Genomic DNA, 20,818 nt, shown 5'->3' with positions numbered 1-20,818 from the left:
GGAGCGAGCTTGCTCGCGAGGGCGGCCGATCAGCCGCCACGGGTTTCAGGAAATATCAGAACCGCTCAATCGACCGCGAATTCCGCTCGCGCTCCACTTCTTTTGGCTTGTACGCGCAATACCCCGGCCGCGGGCCGATTTTCGGGTGATTGCGGCAAGTATCCGGGCGCTTATCATAAATAGTGCACAGACGGCTCTTACGATCCAGGTACAGGCAATCGTTGTTGCTCATGCGCTGGAGGGTAAAGATCCCTGACTTCTGATTGAAGCGTTCGACCAAGCCTTCCTTTTGCAGGCGCTTGGCGATGTTCTTCGGCGGATCACCCAGCTCGAATTCATCGACCACGCCGATGCGGATCAGATCCTTGATCTTGACCTCGACGGGCAGGGTGCAGCAGCTGGACATGCACGAGCCGCACATCGGGGCAGAGTACTTGGCCCAGGTATCGAGGCGGTCGATCTCTGCGGCAGCGATCAGGTTCGGCTTCATCATCGTTTGTTACCAGCGTGTGCATCAGGGCGCGCGATCATACCGGGACTGGTGGATTTTTGAACAACCTTTCGCCAGATTTTTTCACGGCCGGCCAATAAACCGCTAATCCGGCACGGCCCCTGCATTGAATCAGGTACACGACAATGTATTGCCGACCCGATTCGCACTTACAGGAAATACTGCCGAACCAGAGCCTCTACCGCCTGTCAGACCGTCTAGGCTCAGACAACTCCAAGCTCGCTCGAGGTCCTATCGATGACTCAAGAACCACTTGTTCGCGAAGCAGAGGTGGCCGCATTCCGCGACGCCGTCTTGACCAAACTCACTTATGCAGTGGGTAAAGACCCGGATCACGCCTTCGACCACGACTGGTTCGAAGCCATTGCCCTGGCCGCGCGGGACCACATGGTCGAGCACTGGATGGACCATACGCGGCAGATCTACCGCAAAGGTCAGAAGCGCGTCTATTACCTCTCCCTGGAATTTCTCATCGGTCGGCTGTTGTTCGACAGCCTGAGCAATCTCGGCCTGCTCGACGTGGCCCGCGAAGCCCTGACCGAACTCGGCGTCGACCTTGAGCGCATCCGCATGCTGGAGCCCGATGCGGCACTGGGCAACGGCGGCCTCGGGCGTCTGGCGGCGTGTTTCCTGGAAAGCATGTCGACCCTCGGCATCGCCGGTCATGGCTACGGCATCCGCTATGAGCACGGGTTGTTCCGCCAGGCGATTGTCGATGGCTGGCAGCAGGAGCAGACCGAACACTGGCTGGATTTCGGCAACCCGTGGGAGTTCGAGCGGCCGGAAGTGGCTTACACCATCGGTTTCGGCGGCGGTGTCGAGACCCTGACCGACGACACCGGCAAATCCCGACAAGTCTGGTCCCCGGCGGAAACCGTGCGGGCGATTGCCTACGACACGCCGGTGGTCGGCTGGCGTGGGGCGAGCGTCAACACGCTGCGCCTGTGGCGTGCCCGGGCCATGGAAGATCTGCACCTGGAGCGTTTCAACGCCGGTGACCACCTGGGCGCCGTGGCCGAAGTGGCCAGGGCCGAAAGCATCTCCCGGGTGCTGTACCCGGCGGACAGCACCGAGGCCGGCCAGGAGTTGCGCCTGCGCCAGGAGTACTTCTTCGTCGCCGCGTCATTGCAGGATTTGCTGCGCCGCCATCGCAACATGCACACCTCGGTGCTGACCCTGGGCGATCACGCCTCTATCCAGCTCAACGACACTCATCCCTCGATTGCCGTGGCTGAACTGATGCGGCAACTGGTCGACGTGTATGACGTGGCGTGGGATGCCGCGTGGCAGGTCACCGTCGATACGCTGTCCTACACCAACCACACATTGCTGCCCGAAGCGCTGGAAACCTGGCCGGTCGGCTTGATGGAACGCATGTTGCCGCGGCACATGCAGATCATTTACCTGATCAACGCCCACCACATCGACTCCCTGCGGGCCAAAGGCATTCACGACTTCGACGTACTGCGCGCGGTGTCGCTGATCGAGGAAGACAACGGTCGCCGGGTGCGCATGGGCAACCTGGCGTTTCTCGGGTCCCACAGCATCAACGGTGTGTCCGGGCTACATACGCAGCTGATGCGTCAAACGGTGTTCTCCGAACTGCACAAGCTCTACCCGGAGCGGATCAACAACAAAACCAACGGCATCACCTTCCGCCGCTGGTTGTATCAGGCCAACCCCGAGCTGACCTCGATGCTGGTCGATGCCCTTGGCCCCGAGGTGCTGGACAACCCGGAAGAGCGTTTGCTCGCCCTTGAACCGTTCGCCGAGAAAAGTGCATTCCGCAAGGCGTTTGCCGAGCAACGCCTGCACAGCAAGAAAGCCCTGGCGTACCTGATTCATGAGCGACTGGGCGTGGCGGTCAACCCGGCGGCGATGTTCGACGTGCAGGTCAAGCGAATCCACGAGTACAAACGCCAGTTGCTCAACCTGATGCACACCGTGGCGTTGTACCAGGCGATTCGCGCGGAGCCTGAAATCGACTGGGTGCCACGGGTGAAAATCTTCGCCGGCAAGGCAGCCGCGAGCTATCACCAGGCCAAACTGATCATCAAGCTGACCAACGACATCGCCCGGGTGGTGAACAACGACCCGACCGTGCGCGGCTTGCTCAAAGTGGTGTTCCTGCCCAACTACAACGTCAGCCTGGCGGAGAGCATCATTCCGGCGGCGGATTTGTCCGAGCAGATCTCCACCGCCGGGTTCGAAGCCTCTGGCACCAGCAACATGAAATTCGGCCTGAACGGCGCGCTGACTATCGGCACCCTGGATGGGGCCAACGTGGAAATGAGCGAGCGCATCGGCACCGAGCACATGTTTATCTTTGGTCTCAGCGCGCAGCAGGTGGAGGCGCGCAAACAGAATCATGAGTTCAGCGCGGTGCCGGATATCGCCGCGTCCCATCGTCTGAACGATGTGCTGCAAGCGATTCGTGGTGGGGTGTTCTCGCCGGACGATCCGTCCCGTTACGCCGGATTGATCGATTCGCTGGTGGACTACGACCGCTTCCTGGTCTGCGCCGATTTCGATTCCTACTGGCACGCCCAGATGCGCGTCGAAGCCCATTGGCACGATTCGAAGGAGTGGTGGCGCTCGGCGGTGTTGAACACGGGGCGGATGGGCTGGTTCTCGTCGGACCGGACCATTCGCGAGTACGCCACGGAAATCTGGAAGGCACTGGAGTAGTTTTCAGCCAGAACTGCGAGCAAGGCCCGGTTGTTGACGGGCTGGGTCGATATACTAGGCGCTGGATTACCGGGCGGTAGGGTTGATCAGATTCTGAACACACCACAATCCCTTGTGGGAGCGAGCTTGCTCGCGATTGCGCACTGACATTCAACATTAATGCTGAATGTTATGGCCTCATCGCGAGCAAGCTCGCTCCTACAGGGGGTTGTGGTGTTTTCGCACTAGACTGATCAGACGCTGTACCGCTTGGACTTGCCTCATGATGGGGCCGCTTAGGGATATCGACCATGCAATGGATGTTCATGCTGATAGGGCTGGTGCTCGGCTGGATACTCGACGAGTCATTCAGCGATGCGCTGCTGGGCGCGTTATTCGGATTGGGTATCGGCCAGGCCCTTCGCATGGCTCGCATGGACTCGCAGGCAGTCGAGCAGCAGCGTTTGCTGGAACAGGCGCAGGTAGCGCTGCAGGCGGTCGAGCAACGGCTGGCGCTGCTCGAAGCATCGGGCGTCAAGGCGCCGGAAACCCGCGAGCCACTTGTCTCACCTGAAACCATCCTCGATGAAGCGCCTGCCGCAGCCCCGGAGTTGGTCTGGGAGCTGCCGCCCGAACTCGAGCCGATCGCCGCAGCGGCCACCGAAACCAACCGTTCGCAGCCCGCCGATGCCTGGAAGCCCGAGCCGATCGCTCGTCAGGCACAACCACCAGTCCCTCCGCGCGGCCCGAACCTTATCGATCGCGCCATCAGCCGTTCCCGAGCCTGGTTGTTCGGCGGCAATACCGTGTTGCGGGTCGGCGTGGTGCTGTTGTTCCTCGGCCTGGCCTTTTTGCTGCGCTATGCCACCGAAGGCGTGGTGGTGCCGGTTGAGTTGCGGTACGCAGGCGTTGCGGCGGCAGCCTTGGGGTTGCTCGGGCTGGGCTGGTGGTTGCGGGCGCGCAACAGCAGTTATGCGTTGATCCTGCAAGGGGCCGGGATCGCCGTGTTGTACCTGACGGTGTTTGCCGCGATGCGCCTGCATCCGCTGCTCGATCCCACGGCGGGGTTTGGCCTGCTGGTGGCGGTGACAGTCTGTTCGGCGATTCTCGCCATTACCCAGGACTCCCTGGGGTTGGCCGCCGCTGCCGCACTGGGCGGATTCGCCGCGCCGCTGCTGGCCTCCACCGGCGCCGGCAGCCACGTCGCGCTGTTCAGCTACTTTGCCCTGCTCAACGCCGGCATCTTCGCCATCGCCTGGTTCAAGGCCTGGCGGCTGTTGAATGTCATCGGGTTCAGCGGCACCTTCGGCATCGGTTTCGCCTGGGGCCTGCGTTCCTACTCGCCGGAGCAGTTGTGGAGCACCGAGCCGTTTCTGATTTTGTTTTTCCTGATGTACCTGGCCATTGGTCTGCTGTTCGCCCGTCGCAGGCTGCTGGAAATGAGCGATGCACCGGCAGAGAGCAGTCGCGAATCGCTGCTGCAATGGTCGGCGCGCAAGGGCGACTACGTCGACGGCACGCTGCTGTTCGGTCCGCCGCTGGTGGGTTTCGGCTTGCAGTTCGCACTGGTGCAGCATTTGGAGTTCGCTGCGGCATTCAGTGCCTTGGCGCTGGGCATGATTTACATGGGACTTGCCCGTTGGCTGATGGCCGGGCGCACGCTGTTACTGGGGGAAACCTGCCTGGCCTTGGGCGTGATCTTCACCAGCCTGGCGATTCCGCTGGGGCTCGATGCACGCTGGACGACCGCGGCGTGGGCGGTGGAGGGCGCGGGGATCTTCTGGCTCGGCCTTCGCCAGCAAAGGCCCCTGGCCCGGGCGTTTGCCTTGCTCCTGCAACTGGGCTCGGCGCTGGTGTTTCTCAGCGAGCTGCACAACAGCGAGAGCAGCCTGCTCGGTGGTGTACCGCTAGGCGCGCTGTTACTGGGCATTGCGTTGTTGTTCAGCTTCTACCAGTTGCGTAAAGCCTTGCCGGAGCAGATCAGGCCTTGGGAGCTAAAAGGCCTGCCAGTCCTGGCGTGCCTCGGGCTGGCGTTTCTCTATTTGCTGGCGCCGTTGTTTTTCTTCAGCCACGGCACGGTGATCAGTTGGGCCTTGGCCGGGGCGTTGACGTTGTTGGTTGGCTTGCGCCTGCCATCGCGCACATTCGTGTTCACCGCGCTCGCTGTGCAACTGTTGGGTGGTGCGCTGTTCCTGGCGACGGGGCCGCTGTTCAGTGAAGGGCTGAGTCCCCTGGCTCATGCCGGATTCTGGGCGCCGCTGGTGTTGGGGCTGGCAGCGATGGTCGGGGCCTGGCGTTTGCAGATGGGTCATTCGCCAGAAGCATTCGAAGGGCTGAGCCTGTTGCGATTGTCCCAGGCGTTGCTGGTGTGGGGCGCCGGCTGGTGGGCGTTGGCCTGGGTCATCGAAGTGCTGCATTTTGTGTCGCTGCCGATGCAGGCGACTTTGTTGTTAAGCATCGCAGCTGTGAGTGTTGCGCTATGGACGGTGTTGGCGCTGCGCCTGAAATGGCCGTCACTGGGGGTGCTCAGTACGGTGTTGATTCCCGCGGCGGCGCTGGTGCTGCTGGCGGCCTGGCACTCGCGTTACCACCCGGCGGCCGACGTCGGCTGGCTGGCGTGGGCCGCCGTGTTCGTGGTGCATTTCATGTCCCTGCGACGCTTGGCGCCCATGCTGCCAGCACGCGTGACGAGTGTCGCCCATGTGCTCGGCTGTTGGCTGTTGATGGGGGTGCTGGCGCTGGAGCTGCGTTATGGCTTGCTGGTGTTGTCCGAGCAATACAACGCTTGGCGCTGGTTGGGTTGGGCGATTCTGCCAAGTCTGTATCTGGTTCTGATGGCGGCGCCTCGCGCGTGGCCGTGGCCGGTGGCGGCGTACTCGAGGGAATACCGTGTATACGCCGCCGCGCCGCTGGCGTTGCTGATGCTCGGCTGGTTCTGGCTGGCGAATGTCGCCAGTGACGGCAACGCCGAGCCACTACCCTACGTGCCATTGATCAACCCGCTGGAGCTGGGCCTGTTGTTCGCGCTGTTCGGCATCTATGTCTGGTCCCGCAGCGCCATGACACAACTGGCGCTGTACAAGGATTACGCCGCCATCGCCACGCAAGGGGTCGCAGGTGCCTCGCTGTTCGTGTTCTTTACGGCATTGGTAATGCGTACGGCGCACCATTGGAGCGGGGTGCCGTTCGCGCTGGATCTGTTGCTGGCGTCGATGCGGGTGCAAGCCGGGTTGTCCATCGTCTGGACCTTGATGGCCCTGAGCCTGATGATCGGTGGCCATTTGCGTCGCCACCGCGAAGTCTGGTTGATCGGCGCCGCCTTGATAGGTGTGGTCGTGGCTAAGCTGTTCTTTGTCGAATTGAGTAATCGCGGCGGGCTGGCGCGGATCGTGTCGTTTATCGGTGTCGGCGTGTTGCTGCTGGTGGTGGGCTATTTCGCCCCGCTGCCGCCCAAGCGTGCCGAAGCAGTGCCGGATATCGAGAAACCGGTCCCGGAATCCGAAGGAGTGTCGTCTTGAGTCAGAAGCTGAACCTGGGTTGGTTGGGTGCTGTTGCCATGGGCGTGGTGTTGTCGGCGGTTGCCCAGGAAAAACCGGCGGACTTCACCACCCAAGTGCCTTTGTCGGTGACGGGCGAAGGGCCCTGGTATCGCCTTGAACTGCCCCTGAACGTACAACTGAATGCACGGCAGGCCGACCTGAGCGATGTACGTGTGTTCAATGCGGCGGGCGAAGTTCAGGCTTATGCCCTGGCCCGGGAATCGGCGCGGAGCAATGAAGCGCGCACCTTGACCGAGGTGAAATGGTTTCCGTTGTACAACTCGGTGGACGCCACTGAAACCGCGCCGAGCGTGCGGGTGCAATCGAGCACCAACGGCACATTGGTCGAGGTGCAGCCCTCCAGTCAGCTGGAGGCGGGTGAGGAAGAGCTGCGTGGCTGGTTGCTCGACGCTTCGGCTATCAAGGCGCCGTTGCAGCAGCTGGTTCTGGACTGGAGCAGCGAGCGCGACGGCTTCCAGCGTTTCACCATCGAAGCCAGCAACGATTTGCAGCATTGGCAGTCCTGGGGCGAAGGGCAGGTGGCGCGCCTGACCTTTTCCGACGAGCGGGTCGAACAGCATGAAGTCAACCTGCCGGGCCAGTCGGCACGCTACCTGCGGTTACTGTGGATCACGCCGCATTCGGCACCGACACTGACTTCGGCGCAACTACAGAGCGCCAGTACCCGCAGCCTGCCGCTGCCGTTGGTCTGGTCCCAAGGGTTGACCGGCAGCAGCGTGAAGGCGGGTGAATACACCTGGCAGTTGCCGATGGGGCTGAATGTCGAGCGGGTGCAGGTCGAGTTGAGCCAGCCCAACAGTCTGGCGCCAGTGCGCCTGGCCGGCCGTCGCGACAGCAGTCTGCCATGGCAGTCGTTGGGCAGCGGTTTGCTCTATCGCCTGGCCCAGAACGGTCAGGATGTGGTGCAAAACGAATTGCAGTTGTCCGGGCAGATCGTCCAGCAATTGAAGCTGACCGTGGACGAACGCGGTGGCGGCCTGGGTGATCGGGCGCCGACGCTGAAGTATGCCGTGCGTGCCACACAACTGGTGTTCCTGGCGCGCGGGCCTGGGCCTTACACGCTGGTCGTGGGGAATTCGACGGCGAAGGCGGCGAACTTGCCGCTGTCGACGCTGATTCCGGATTACAGCCCGGCGAAGCTCGCGACCTTGGGCAGGGCCATTGTGGATGTCGGGGCGGTGGTCTCGAATGCATCGACAGAGAAAACGCTGGCGACGACGGACACCCAGTGGAAGAAGTTCGGCTTGTGGGCGGTGTTGTTACTCAGTGTCCTGTTCCTGGCGGCGATGGCGTTCAGTTTGCTGCGAAAGCCCTCTGTCAAATCCTGACAATGGATGCTGCGCACCCAATCGCGAGCCTGCTCGCGAAAGCGTTCGTTCAGTCACTGAAAAATACCGAAATGACCGCAGTTCCCAGGCTCACATCCAGTCCATTTCCTACTACGCTCATCCCCGCACATGAACTCTCTTTGGCCGATCACGTCTGATAGGAGGAAATGCGCCCCGACTCGCGTTAAACTGCGCGGGTTTTTAGCCCCCCCATTCCACCGGAGCCTTCCATGTCCCGCGTTACCTTGAGTCGCTATTTGATTGAGCAGACCCGCAGCAACAACACTCCTGCCGATCTGCGCTTCCTGATCGAAGTGGTGGCGCGTGCCTGCAAGGAGATCAACCACGCCGTGTCCAAAGGCGCCCTGGGTGGCGTTCTGGGCAGCATGGGCACTGAAAACGTCCAGGGCGAAGTGCAGAAAAAGCTCGACGTGATCTCCAACGAGATCCTGCTCGAAGCCAACGAATGGGGCGGTCACCTGGCCGGCATGGCGTCCGAAGAAATGGATAACGCCTACCAGATCCCGGGCAAATACCCGAAAGGCGCGTACCTGCTGGTATTCGACCCGCTGGACGGTTCGTCGAACATCGACATCAACGCCCCGGTCGGCACCATCTTCTCGGTACTGCGTTGCCCGAACGAATACTTGAGCCAGAACGAGCCCTTGAATGAAAAGGCTTTCCTGCAGCCAGGCACCCAGCAAGTGGCCGCCGGTTATGCGATCTACGGCCCGCAGACCATGCTGATCCTGACCCTGGGCGACGGCGTGAAAGGCTTCACCCTGGACCGTGAAATGGGCAGCTTCGTACTGACTCACGAAAACATCACCATTCCTGAAGCCACCCAGGAATTCGCCATCAACGCTTCCAACCAGCGTCACTGGGAAGCACCGGTACAGCGCTACGTCAGCGAATTGCTGGCCGGCGATGAAGGCCCGCTGAAAAAGAACTACAACATGCGTTGGGTTGCCGCGATGGTGGCTGACGTGCACCGCATCCTGACCCGTGGCGGTCTGTTCATGTACCCACGCGACAGCCGCGAGCCGTCGAAGCCGGGCAAACTGCGCCTGATGTACGAAGCCAACCCGATGTCGTTCCTGGTGGAACAGGCAGGCGGCGCGTCCACCGACGGCCACCAGCGCATCCTCGACATCCAGCCGGAAGGCCTGCACCAGCGTGTTGCGGTGTTCCTCGGTTCGAAAGAAGAAGTTGCCCGCGTTACGGCTTACCACAAGGAATAAACCATGACCGCGCCCTGGCAGCCGTTGCTTGATTGGTGGTTCGGAAGTTTCGGGTCAGCGAAGGAAGTGGCGGCGCAGAAGGGCAAGTTGTGGTTTGGCAAGCGCGACAGCCAGGACCTCGAAGCGCGTGAGCGTTTCGGGGGCCAGGCCGAGCAGGCACTGGCCGGCGGTTTGACCGAGTGGATGCAATGTCCCGAAGGTTGGCTGGCCTTGGTGCTGTTGCTCGATCAAATCCCGCGAATGATCTTTCGCGACACTCCCAAAGCATTCTCCGGCGATTCCCGGGCACAGAAATTGGTAGCCCAAGGTATTGCGGCGGATTTCGATCGCCAGTTGCAGCCGATTCAGCGGGTGTTCATCTATCTGGTGTTCGAGCACAGCGAAAACCTCGCGGTGCAGAACGAAGGTGTCTCGCGCTATATCGAACTGGTGGCGCAGCAGCCTGAAGGTGACCGAACGCTGTTTGCCGATTACCTCGATTATGCCGAGCGGCATCAGAGGGTGATTGCGCAGTTTGGGCGGTTTCCCCATCGCAATGCGGTGTTGGGGCGGGAGTCGACGGCTGAGGAGTTGGCGTTTCTCTCAAAGCCGGGCTCCAGGTTCTAGTTTTTTGTTGCTGATGCCGCCATCGCGAGCAAGCTCGCTCCCACAGTAGATCTCCAGTGCGACAAAGATCCCTGTGGGAGCGAGCTTGCTCGCGATGAGGCCGGTGAGGTTGCCTCAGATCCTGAAGCTACCAACCAGCTGCTTCAACCGCGCCGCCTGCTGCTCAAGATCGGCACACGCACGCAAGGTCGACTGCAGGTTCTCCACGCCTTCCTGATTCAGAGTGTTGATTTCGGTGATGTCGACGTTGATCGACTCCACCACGGCGGTCTGTTCCTCGGTCGCGGTGGCCACCGACTGGTTCATGCCATCGATCTCCCCGATGCGCTGGGTCACGCTGCCCAGGCGTTCGCCCGCCTGGTTGGCGATGCCGACGCTGCTTTCGCTCTGGCGCTGGCTGTCGGTCATGATACCCACCGCTGCCCGGGCACCGACTTGCAGCTCTTCGATCATCGTCTGCACTTGCTGCGCCGAGTCCTGGGTGCGGTGAGCGAGGTTGCGCACCTCATCGGCCACCACGGCAAAACCACGGCCGGCCTCGCCAGCGCGGGCCGCTTCAATGGCGGCGTTGAGTGCCAGCAAGTTGGTCTGCTGGGAGATGCTGGTGATCACTTCGAGGATCTGCCCGATGTTGACCGTGTTGCTGTTGAGGGTCTCGATGTTGCCGCACGAGTCGCTGATCTTGGCCGACAGTTGCTGCATCGCCGCGATGGTTTTATCCACCACCTGTTGACCGTCTTCGGCCAGGCTGCGGGCATCGCTGGAATGTTGCGAGGCGAGGGCGGCGTTCTGGGCAATTTCCTGGGCGGCGGCACCGAGTTGGTTGATCGCGGCGGCCACGCTGCTGGTGCGCGAGGCTTGCTGGTCGGAGTTGAACATCGACGAGTTCGAGGCGGCGACTACCCTCAGCGCCACTTCGTTGACCTGGCCGGTGGCCGAGGATACTTCGATGATCGAGGTATGGATGCGCTCGACGAAACGGTTGAACGACAGCCCCAGCGCGCCGAATTCGTCGTGGCCGTGAATGGTCAGGCGTTTGGTCAAGTCACCTTCGCCTTCGGCGATGTCATGCATGGCGCGACCCATGGTCAGCAGCGGTTGCATCAACAGGCTGATCAGCATGCCCAGCAGGGCGATGATGATCACCACCGCAATTACCATGGCGATGATCGCCGAGGTGCGGAATTCGCTGAGCATCGAGAACGCGGTTTCCTGGTCGAGCACCAGCGCTACGTACCAGTCCGCCGATGGCACGCCGTTGACGTGGGTGAAAGAGATGAACTGACGCTTGCCGTCGATCTCGACTTCCTTCATGCCCGGGCTGACTTTCGGCGCGCCGTTGGGGTAGGCCTCGGTCAGGTTCTTGAGCACCAGCTTACTGTCCGGGTGAATCAGGATCTTGCCGTCGGCACCGACGATGAACGCATGGCCGTGACCGCCGAAGTTCAGCGAGTTGATGATCGCGCTGACGCTGGACAGGTCGATGTCGGCGCCGGCGACACCGATCATCTGGCCCTGGTGCTGCACCGGGGTGGCGACTGTGATCACCAGCTTGCCGGAGGAGGCGGCGATGTAGGGTTCGGTGACGATGGTCTGTTGCGCACTATTGGCCGCCTTGTACCAGCCACGGGCGCGCGGATCGTAGTCCGCCGCGCGGTTGCCCGCCGGGACCGAGAACATCACGCCGTCGGCGCCACCGAAGTAACTCAGCTGGAAGTTGCCGGTGTAGGCGGGCAGGTCGATGATTCGTTTCAGGCCAGCGGGAGCATTGCCGTCGGCGTTGATCTGTTGGGCCATCGAATGCAGCAATTGCATGCGGCTTTCCAGCCAGGTCTGGATGTTGCTGGTGGTCAGGCTGCCGAGTTCCTGCATCGAGGCTTCGGTACTGTTGCGCAAGGTTTCGCGTTGGCGATAGTCGTTGAACAGGATGAAACAAGCGAATGCGACGGCCACCACGAGGGCGGCAGCCAGCAATATCTTGTGGCTGAACTTCATGTTTCTGGTCATGGATGAGCTACCGCAGAGGGGCTGTTCTACAAAATGGGGGAGCAAATGCCACTGACGTGGCTTTGCGTTGCATTTATGTCGACTGGGCGGCGCCAAAGATTAGGCGAATTCTCTGAAAAACGACGAAATGCCCGGTAAACAGGCAAAGTGGCTGATTTTCGGCAAAAGGTAGACGAGTGGCCCGATAAATAGCCTGCCGGGCAGGGAACCTGACAGGGGTTTTCTCTTCTAAGCTTCAGCTTGGCAGCCATGCCAATCCCCTACGCCCCCGGAGTTTCACCATGTCGTTGCGTTCCATCGCCCTGCTTTCATTCTGCGTATTGCTCGCTGCCTGCAGCAAGGTCAATCAGGAAAACTACTCGAAGCTCTCCGCCGGCATGGCCAAGGCCGATGTGGAGACCCTGTTGGGCAAACCCGCCGATTGTTCAGGCGCGCTCGGCATGTCCAGCTGCACCTGGGGCGACAAGAACAGCTTTATCAGCGTGCAGTTCGCCGGTGACAAAGTGCTGATGTTTTCCGGCCAAGGCCTGAAGTAAACCGGGGCGATCGCCCACGGGAGAAAAATAATGAAGCGGTTATTGATCATCCTTTTTGCCGGCCTGGTGTTGGCCGGCTGTGCCACGTCTGGCCAGGACCCATTGGCCCCCAAGACGGTCAATAGCGTCAACCTCAAGCGCTACCAGGGCACCTGGTACGAGCTGGCTCGTATGCCGATGTACTTCCAGCGCGACTGCGCGCAGTCCGAAGCCCATTACACGCTCAAGCCCGACGGCAACCTCGCAGTGCTGAACCGCTGCCTGACGGCGCAGTGGCAATGGGAAGAGGTCAAGGGCACGGCTTATCCACAGGTGCCCGGCAAGAGCGACAAGCTGTGGGTCGAGTTCGATACCTGGTTTTCCAGGCTGATCCCGGGTTCGGCGAAGGGCGAATACTGGGTGCTGTACGTCAGCGATGACTACAAGACCGCCATCGTCGGTGACCCGAGCCGCAAGTATCTGTGGCTGTTGTCGCGCACGCCGACCGTGAACGGTGTGGTACGTGAGGAGTTGCTGAGCAAGGCACGTCAGCAGGGGTACGACACCACGCGGCTGATCTGGCGGGCCTCGGAAAAGCAGATGGCCGAGACGTCCAACTGATTACAGATAACACTGTGGGAGCGAGCTTGCTCGCGATAGCGGACTGTCAGACAACATCAATGTTGAATCTGATGGCCCTATCGCGAGCAAGCTCGCTCCCACAGTTGTTTTGTGTCAGCCCAGGAGTTCGCGCAGGACTTGAGTGAAGGCGCGGCTGCTTTCTTCCTCGTCGGCATGCCGCCCGTCACGCACTACCCACTGGCCATTGACCAACACATCCCGCACCTGGCGATCGCCGCCGGCAAACAACCAGCGGTTGAGAATTCCGTCGCCGCTCGCCGTTGCCAGATACGGGTCATTGCCATCGAGCACTAGCCAGTCGGCGCGTTTGCCGACTTCCAGGGCGCCAATCGGCTGCCCCAGCGCCTGGGCACCACCATCCAGCGCGGCATCAAAAAGCGTGCGGCCGACCATTGGCTGATCCGCGCCGTACAAACGATTACGCCGCTGGTCACGCAGACGCTGGCCGTATTCCAGCCAGCGCAATTCTTCCACCACGCTCAACGACACATGGCTGTCGGAACCGATGCCCATGCGGCCGCCCTGGGCGAGGAAATCCACCGCCGGGAAAATCCCGTCTCCCAGGTTCGCTTCGGTGGTCAGGCACAGGCCGGCGATGGCGCGGCTCCTGGCCATCGACGTGACTTCTTCCGGGTTGGCGTGGGTCGCGTGGACCAGGCACCAGCGCTGGTCGACTTCGACGTTTTCGTACAGCCATTGCAGCGGACGACGACCGCTCCAGGTCAGGCAGTCGTCGACTTCCTTCTGCTGCTCGGCGATGTGGATGTGCACCGGGCATTGTTTGTCGCTGGCGGCCAGCACTTCGCTGATCTGTTGCGGCGTGACCGCGCGCAGCGAGTGGAAACACAGGCCCAGGGCCTGCGCCGGCTGCTGCGCCAGGAGCGGTTGCAGGCGCGATTGCAGCTTGAGGTAATTTTCGGTGCTGTTGATGAAGCGACGCTGACCTTCGTTCGGAGTCTGGCCGCCGAAACCGGAGTGGCTGTAGAGCACCGGCAGCAGGGTCAGGCCGATACCGGCGGAACCTGCGGCCTGGCTGATACGCAGGGCCAGTTCGGCCGGGTCCGCGTAAGGCTGGCCACTGATGTCATGGTGTACGTAATGAAATTCCGCCACCGATGTGTAACCGGCCTTGAGCATTTCGATGTACAGCTGACGGGCGATGACGCCGAGTTGTTCCGGGCTGATTTTTCCGACGAGGCGATACATCAGGTCGCGCCAGGTCCAGAAACTGTCGTTCGGATTTCCCGCCACTTCCGCCAGCCCGGCCATGGCCCGCTGGAAGGCGTGGGAGTGTAAATTCGGCATACCCGGCAGCAGCGGACCGCTTAGCCGTTCGGCGCCATCTGCGTTGGAATCGGCCTGGATATGGGTCAAAACGCCGTCGGCGCTGACCTCAAGACGTACATTGTTGGCCCATCCACTAGGCAGCAGCGCGCGTTCGGCAAAGAAGGCGGACATGGTTCAGCACCCCATCGTGTGTTATTTGTATATACATATACAGACGTTTGCCTGCCCGGTAAACTCCGGCAAGCTAGCAATCTCTTTTCAACGAACAAGGATTAACCGTGCCGACTCCGCCTCCAGTCTCTCCGTTGGCCGCGAACATGGGCGACAGTCCGGCGCCCTTGTACGCCCGCGTCAAACAAATGATCACCCAGCAAATCGACAGTGGAAACTGGCCGCCGCACTATCGTGTGCCGTCGGAAAGCGAGCTGGTCAGCCAGTTGGGCTTCAGCCGCATGACCATCAACCGCGCCCTGCGCGAGATGACCGCCGATGGCCTGCTGGTGCGCATGCAAGGCGTCGGCACATTCGTCGCCGAGCCGAAAAGCCAGTCTGCCTTGTTCGAAGTGCACAACATCGCCGATGAAATCGCCTCTCGCGGTCATCGCCACACCTGCAAGGTCATCACCCTTGAAGAAGAGGCCGCCGGCTCCGAGCGCGCCCTGGCCCTGGACATGCGCGAAGGGCAGAAGGTGTTCCACTCGCTGATCGTGCATTTCGAAAACGATATTCCGGTGCAAATCGAAGACCGTTTCGTCAATGCACTGGTGGCGCCGGACTACCTCAAGCAGGACTTCACCCTGCAAACGCCCTACGCCTACCTGAACCAGGTCGCGCCGCTGACCGAAGGCGAGCACGTGGTCGAGGCGATCCTGGCCGAGTCGTCCGAATGCAAATTGCTGCAGATTGAAAAAGGCGAGCCGTGCCTGCTGATCCGTCGCCGCACCTGGTCCGGCCGTCAGCCGGTGACCGCCGCTCGCTTGATCCACCCCGGTTCCCGTCATCGTCTGGAAGGTCGGTTCCATAAATGAATCAGTTAAAGGTTTTACGCGCCAAAGATTACCCGCGCATGCCGTGGAAAAACGGCGGCGGCAGCACCGAAGAAATCACCCGCGATGCCGGCACCGGTCTGGATGGCTTTGGCTGGCGCCTGTCGATTGCCGACATTGGCGAATCGGGCGGGTTTTCCACCTTCGCCGGTTACGAGCGAGTGATCACTGTTTTGCAGGGCGACGGCATGAGCCTGACGGTGGATGGCCAGGATACTCGGCCACTGTTACCGCTGGACCCATTTGCCTTCAGCGGTGAAAGCAAGGTTTCCTGCACATTGCTCGGCGGTGCGATTCGCGATTTCAACCTCATTTACGCACCGCAGCGTTACGCCGCGCGGTTGCAGTGGTTGTCGGGCGAGCAGCGGTTTTTCAGTGAGGCGGGGACTGTGCTGGTCTTCAGTATCAGCGATGCGCTTGAAGTGAAGGTCGGTACCAGCGCTTCGCAACTGGGTCGCCATGATTGCCTGCAACTGGTCGGTAACACCGGATTGCTGGAAGTCTCCAGCAATGGCGCCTGCTGCGTGATCGAACTCGTCGCACGCTGATACACCATCCCTGTAGGAGCGAGCTCGCTCGCGAATAACCCAAATTCGCCGCTGGGCATCTGGTTCTACGCGTTATCGTTCACGACCATCGCGAGCAAGCTCGGCTCCTGCAGGGGCCATGTTTGCCCGCGATGTTGTGCTACCCCTCAGACCGTTTCCGTCCGCGCACCAACTTGTTACCGAATGCCCCAGCGTGGCGCAAAACCACGCTCAAGTAACAATCCGCCTATCCTCCAAAAAATCCCCTCGAAAAATTTCATCTACGCCAAAACCCTTGTTCCAAGGGCTCTCCAGCTGTTTCCGAACTTTTCTTGAATGCTCATCCAACAAGTTGGCCGCTTGATTGCATATGCTTGTATGTACAAGTAAAGACGTATGCGTATGAGTCACGAAGACTCAACCATCGTCCACTGATTCGCCGGTGTGCACTGATGCCCATTGGCTTGCTCGCCCACTGCCTGGGTTGGTTTGGATTGATTGCTGAGGAGTTCTTTTCGTGACCGAGAATAAACGTACCAAGTTTCGCGACGTCGAAATCCGTGCCGCACGCGGTAACAAGCTGACCGCCAAGAGCTGGCTGACTGAAGCGCCGCTGCGCATGCTGATGAACAACCTCGACCCGGAAGTCGCCGAGAACCCTAAAGAACTGGTGGTTTACGGTGGTATCGGTCGCGCTGCACGTAACTGGGAATGCTACGACAAGATCGTCGAAAGCCTGACCAACCTGAACGACGACGAGACCCTGCTGGTGCAATCCGGCAAGCCGGTCGGCGTGTTCAAGACCCACAGCAACGCCCCGCGCGTACTGATCGCCAACTCCAACCTGGTTCCTCACTGGGCGAGCTGGGAACACTTCAACGAACTGGACGCCAAAGGCCTGGCCATGTACGGCCAGATGACCGCCGGCAGCTGGATCTACATCGGCAGCCAGGGCATCGTCCAGGGCACCTACGAAACCTTCGTCGAAGCCGGTCGCCAACACTACAACGATGACCTCAAAGGCAAGTGGGTACTGACCGCCGGCCTGGGTGGCATGGGTGGCGCCCAGCCTCTGGCTGCAACCCTGGCCGGCGCTTGCTCGCTGAACATCGAATGCCAGCAAGTCAGCATCGATTTCCGCCTGAAAAGCCGCTACGTCGACGAGCAAGCCAAAGACCTCGACGACGCACTGGCCCGCATCGCCAAATACACCGCCGAAGGCAAAGCGATTTCCATCGCGCTGCTGGGCAACGCGGCTGAAATCCTGCCTGAACTGGTCAAGCGCGGCGTGCGCCCGGACATGGTCACCGACCAGACCAGCGCCCACGACCCGCTCAATGGCTACCTGCCAGCCGGCTGGACCTGGGACGAATACCGCGCTCGCGCCAAGACCGAACCTGCTGCCGTGATCAAAGCCGCCAAGCAATCGATGGCCGTGCACGTTAAAGCGATGCTCGACTTCCAGAAGCAAGGCATCCCGACCTTTGACTACGGCAACAACATCCGTCAGATGGCGCAAGAAGAAGGCGTGGAAAACGCATTCGACTTCCCGGGCTTCGTACCGGCCTACATCCGTCCGCTGTTCTGCCGTGGCATCGGCCCGTTCCGTTGGGCTGCACTGTCGGGCAACGCTGAAGACATCTACAAGACCGACGCCAAGGTCAAGGAACTGATCCCGGACGACGCCCACCTGCACAACTGGCTGGACATGGCCCGCGAGCGCATCAGCTTCCAGGGTCTGCCGGCACGTATCTGCTGGGTTGGCCTGGGCCTGCGCGCCAAGCTGGGTCTGGCGTTCAACGAAATGGTCCGTAGCGGCGAGTTGTCCGCGCCAATCGTGATCGGCCGCGACCACCTGGACTCCGGTTCGGTATCGAGCCCGAACCGCGAAACCGAATCGATGCAGGACGGTTCCGACGCCGTTTCCGACTGGCCACTGCTCAACGCTCTGCTCAACACCGCGAGCGGTGCGACCTGGGTGTCCCTGCACCACGGCGGCGGCGTCGGCATGGGCTTCTCCCAGCATTCGGGCATGGTGATTGTCTGCGACGGTACTGACGAAGCGGCCGAGCGTATCGCTCGCGTGCTGCACAACGACCCGGCCACTGGCGTCATGCGTCACGCCGATGCCGGTTACCAGATCGCCATCGACTGCGCCAAGGAACAAGGGCTGAACCTGCCGATGATTACCGGCAAATAACGCTGTACGGCTTTATGTGGGAGCGAGCTTGCTCGCGATGAGGGCGGCACATTCAACCTCTTCGTTGACTGTAAAACCGCTATCGCGAGCAAGCTCGCTCCCACAGAAGCCAACACCGACAACCGATATACCTATAACAATCCACAGAGGTTGAATCATGGCTGTTAACAGCGAACGTGCAGGCAACAAACCGTTGATCGAGAAGCGTTCGATCGACTACATCCCGGAAGCGGAAAGACACGGTCGTCTGTTTAGCCAGTTCACCCTGTGGATGGGTGCCAACCTGCAAATCACCGCGATTGTCACCGGCGCATTGGCCGTGGTCCTTGGCGGTGATGTGTTCTGGTCGTTGATCGGTCTGTTGATCGGCCAACTGCTCGGCGGTGGCGTAATGGCGCTGCATGCCGCGCAAGGCCCCAAGCTTGGCCTGCCGCAGATGATTTCCAGCCGGGTACAGTTCGGCGTGTACGGCGCGGCCATCCCGATCGTGCTGGTGTGCCTGATGTACCTGGGCTTCACCGCAACGGGAACCGTGTTATCCGGCCAGGCGCTGGGCCAGTTGTTTGGCGTCAGCGACAGCGTCGGTATCCTCATTTTTGCCAGTGTCATCGTGCTGGTCACGGTGCTCGGTTATCGGGTGATCCATTGGATCGGCCGAGTTGCCAGCGTCATCGGTGTGATTGCCTTCGTTTATCTGTTCTGGCGCCTGATGAGCCAGACCGACGTCGGCGCTCTCCTGCAAATCCGCCACTTCAGCTGGAGCAGCTTCCTGCTGGCGGTGTCGCTCGCGGCGTCCTGGCAGATCGCGTTCGGCCCTTACGTGGCTGACTACTCACGCTACCTGCCGAGCAATATCTCCTCGGTGAAAACCTTTTTCGCCGCAGGTGCGGGTTCGGTCATTGGCGCACAGGTGGCGATGGTCCTCGGCGTGTTCGCTGCCGCTTCGGCCAACGGGCAATTCGCCGGTCACGAAGTGGCCTACATCGTTGGTCTGGGCGGTACCGGTGCCACTGCTGCGCTGCTGTACTTCAGCATCGCGTTCGGCAAGGTCACCATCTCCACGCTGAACTCCTACGGTAGCTTCATGTGCATTGCGACCATCATCAGCGGTTTCCGTGGTGACCTGAAGGTAACGCACTTGCAGCGTCTGGTCTTCGTGCTGGTCATCGTCGGTGCTGCGACCCTGATGGCGTTGCTCGGTCAGCACTCGTTCCTCGGCGCGTTCAAGTCTTTCATCCTGTTCTTGCTAGCGTTCTTTACCCCCTGGAGCGCGATCAATCTGGTGGACTACTACTGCATCACTCGCGAGCGCTATGACGTACCGGCTCTGGCCGATCCGAATGGTCGCTACGGTCGTTGGAACCTCCTCGGTATCAGCGTCTATGTGTTCGGTGTGCTGGTGCAGCTGCCGTTCATCTCCACTAAGTTCTATACCGGTCCGCTGGTGGCGGCCCTGGGTGATGTGGATATTTCCTGGGTCATCGGCCTGGTGCTTCCCGCCGCCCTGTATTACCTGTGTGCAAAAAAATGGCACGGCACAGTGCCTGATCGTTTGATCCTGCCGGTCGAGCAGGGCGCGATCACCGAACAAAAGCTGAATGTCGGTCGCGCTGCGGCGCAGGCCTGATTGGACGTGGACAGGGCTGGATGCCTCTTGACTGCCGTAAGCCAATTCATGATTAGGAGCGTCACTACAATGAAATCGAACAAGACCCTGCTGACCACATTGCTTTCCATGGGCCTGCTGGCCAGTGCTGGCGCCACTCAGGCGGCGGGTTGGTGCGAGTCGGGTAAACCGGTGAAGTTCGCCGGTTTGAACTGGGAAAGCGCCATGCTGCTGACCGACGTGATGCAAGTCGTGTTGGAGAAAGGCTACGACTGCAAGACCGACAGCCTGCCGGGCAACTCCATCACCATGGAAAACGCCCTGAGCAGCAACGACATTCAAGTGTTTGCCGAAGAGTGGGTCGGCCGCAGCGAAGTCTGGAACAAGGCCGAGAAGGCCGGCAAAGTCGTCGGTGTCGGCGCCCCGGTTGTTGGCGCGATCGAAGGCTGGTACGTGCCGCGCTACGTGATCGAAGGCGACGCCAAGCGTAAGCTGGAAGCCAAGGCTCCGGACCTGAAAAACATTGCTGACCTGGGCAAATACTCGGCGGTGTTCAAGGACGCCGAAGAGCCTTCCAAGGGCCGTTTCTACAACTGCCCGGCCGGCTGGACCTGTGAGCTGGACAACAGCGAAATGCTGAAAAGCTACGGCCTGGAAAGCACCTACACCAACTTCCGCCCAGGCACCGGCCCGGCGCTGGATGCTGCTGTGCTGTCGAGCTACAAGCGTGGCGAGCCGATCCTGTTCTACTACTGGTCGCCAACGCCTTTGATGGGCCAGATCGACGCGGTGAAACTCGAAGAGAAACCAGGCGTGAACAAGACAGTGACCATCAAGGTCGGCTTGTCCAAGACGTTCCACGACGAAGCGCCTGAACTGGTGGCCGTGCTGGAAAAGGTCAACGTGCCAATCGACCTGCTGAACCAGAACCTTGGGCGCATGACCAAAGAGCGGATCGAATCACCAAAACTGGCCAAGATCTTCCTGAAGGAACATCCTGAAGTCTGGCACGCATGGGTGAGCGAAGACGCAGCCAAGAAAATCGACGCGGCCTTGTAGGTTGGGCTTCTCCGGC

At 60.8% G+C, this 20,818-nt stretch carries 15 protein-coding genes and 1 pseudogene; 12 read left to right on the top strand and 4 right to left on the bottom strand.

What is annotated here, in order from left to right; translation table 11 throughout:
• Positions 1–55: 55 nt before the first annotated feature.
• Positions 56–493 (bottom strand): YkgJ family cysteine cluster protein, encoded by a 438-nt coding sequence (locus tag AC1RS8_RS01720; RefSeq protein ID WP_007970630.1) that lies wholly within the window; start codon positions 491–493, stop codon positions 56–58.
• A gap of 255 nt (positions 494–748) precedes the next feature.
• Here AC1RS8_RS01720 and AC1RS8_RS01715 point away from each other — a divergent pair, with 255 nt between their 5' ends.
• The 5 genes from AC1RS8_RS01715 to AC1RS8_RS01695 all read left to right on the top strand — a co-directional run bounded on the left by AC1RS8_RS01715 (position 749) and on the right by AC1RS8_RS01695 (position 9,913).
• Entirely contained in the window at positions 749–3,199 is a 2,451-nt protein-coding gene (locus tag AC1RS8_RS01715) for a glycogen/starch/alpha-glucan phosphorylase (protein ID WP_489339593.1), read from the top strand.
• A 290-nt stretch (positions 3,200–3,489) separates the two neighbouring features.
• The gene (locus AC1RS8_RS01710) at positions 3,490–6,696 is read left to right on the top strand and encodes a DUF2339 domain-containing protein (RefSeq protein WP_489339594.1); all 3,207 of its coding nucleotides are present in this window, start codon (positions 3,490–3,492) and stop codon (positions 6,694–6,696) included.
• Positions 6,693–8,066 (top strand): DUF3999 domain-containing protein, encoded by a 1,374-nt coding sequence (locus tag AC1RS8_RS01705; protein WP_489339595.1) that lies wholly within the window; start codon positions 6,693–6,695, stop codon positions 8,064–8,066. The genes AC1RS8_RS01710 and AC1RS8_RS01705 overlap by 4 nt, the downstream gene beginning before the upstream one ends.
• A 230-nt stretch (positions 8,067–8,296) precedes the next feature.
• A complete protein-coding gene (locus AC1RS8_RS01700; RefSeq protein WP_007975526.1) occupies positions 8,297–9,307 on the top strand; it encodes a class 1 fructose-bisphosphatase in 1,011 nt (336 codons plus the stop codon).
• Between the two features lie 3 nt (positions 9,308–9,310).
• Positions 9,311–9,913 (top strand): DUF924 family protein, encoded by a 603-nt coding sequence (locus tag AC1RS8_RS01695; protein WP_057712395.1) that lies wholly within the window; start codon positions 9,311–9,313, stop codon positions 9,911–9,913.
• A 114-nt stretch (positions 9,914–10,027) separates the two neighbouring features.
• Here AC1RS8_RS01695 and AC1RS8_RS01690 read toward each other — a convergent pair whose 3' ends face one another.
• Together AC1RS8_RS01690 and AC1RS8_RS01685 are read right to left on the bottom strand one after the other, a co-directional pair.
• Complete coding sequence (locus AC1RS8_RS01690; RefSeq protein WP_371318464.1) at positions 10,028–10,792, bottom strand: methyl-accepting chemotaxis protein; 765 nt, start codon at positions 10,790–10,792, stop codon at positions 10,028–10,030.
• A 93-nt stretch (positions 10,793–10,885) separates the two neighbouring features.
• A pseudogene (locus AC1RS8_RS01685) lies at positions 10,886–11,908 on the bottom strand (HAMP domain-containing protein); the annotation flags it as partial.
• Between the two features lie 293 nt (positions 11,909–12,201).
• Here AC1RS8_RS01685 and AC1RS8_RS01680 point away from each other — a divergent pair.
• Positions 12,202–12,456 carry a hypothetical protein gene (locus AC1RS8_RS01680; protein ID WP_007975531.1) on the top strand — a complete coding sequence of 85 codons (255 nt, stop codon included), beginning with the start codon at positions 12,202–12,204 and terminating at the stop codon, positions 12,454–12,456.
• A gap of 30 nt (positions 12,457–12,486) precedes the next feature.
• Complete coding sequence (locus AC1RS8_RS01675) at positions 12,487–13,056, top strand: lipocalin family protein (RefSeq protein ID WP_057712393.1); 570 nt, start codon at positions 12,487–12,489, stop codon at positions 13,054–13,056.
• A 114-nt stretch (positions 13,057–13,170) separates the two neighbouring features.
• Here AC1RS8_RS01675 and AC1RS8_RS01670 read toward each other — a convergent pair whose 3' ends face one another.
• Positions 13,171–14,535 carry a formimidoylglutamate deiminase gene (locus AC1RS8_RS01670; RefSeq protein ID WP_429521820.1) on the bottom strand — a complete coding sequence of 455 codons (1,365 nt, stop codon included), beginning with the start codon at positions 14,533–14,535 and terminating at the stop codon, positions 13,171–13,173.
• A gap of 146 nt (positions 14,536–14,681) precedes the next feature.
• On the opposite strand from AC1RS8_RS01670, the gene hutC reads away from it, so the two are divergent.
• The 5 genes from hutC to AC1RS8_RS01645 all read left to right on the top strand — a co-directional run bounded on the left by hutC (position 14,682) and on the right by AC1RS8_RS01645 (position 20,802).
• A complete protein-coding gene (hutC, locus tag AC1RS8_RS01665; RefSeq protein ID WP_173677901.1) occupies positions 14,682–15,392 on the top strand; it encodes a histidine utilization transcriptional repressor HutC in 711 nt (236 codons plus the stop codon).
• The gene (locus AC1RS8_RS01660; RefSeq protein WP_090452625.1) at positions 15,389–15,958 is read left to right on the top strand and encodes a HutD/Ves family protein; all 570 of its coding nucleotides are present in this window, start codon (positions 15,389–15,391) and stop codon (positions 15,956–15,958) included. The genes hutC and AC1RS8_RS01660 overlap by 4 nt, the downstream gene beginning before the upstream one ends.
• A 496-nt stretch (positions 15,959–16,454) precedes the next feature.
• Positions 16,455–18,137 carry a urocanate hydratase gene (gene hutU / locus AC1RS8_RS01655; RefSeq protein ID WP_349734694.1) on the top strand — a complete coding sequence of 561 codons (1,683 nt, stop codon included), beginning with the start codon at positions 16,455–16,457 and terminating at the stop codon, positions 18,135–18,137.
• Positions 18,138–18,294: 157 nt separating this feature from the next.
• Positions 18,295–19,764, top strand: coding sequence for a purine-cytosine permease family protein (locus AC1RS8_RS01650; protein WP_057712389.1), 1,470 nt, complete (start codon positions 18,295–18,297; stop codon positions 19,762–19,764).
• A 69-nt stretch (positions 19,765–19,833) separates the two neighbouring features.
• Positions 19,834–20,802 (top strand): ABC transporter substrate-binding protein, encoded by a 969-nt coding sequence (locus AC1RS8_RS01645; RefSeq protein WP_218495268.1) that lies wholly within the window; start codon positions 19,834–19,836, stop codon positions 20,800–20,802.
• Positions 20,803–20,818 lie beyond the last annotated feature (16 nt).

The sequence above is a fragment of the Pseudomonas sp. GW821-FHT12A04 genome (assembly GCF_058807755.1).
This window is presented reverse-complemented; position numbering and strand designations above follow the sequence as displayed.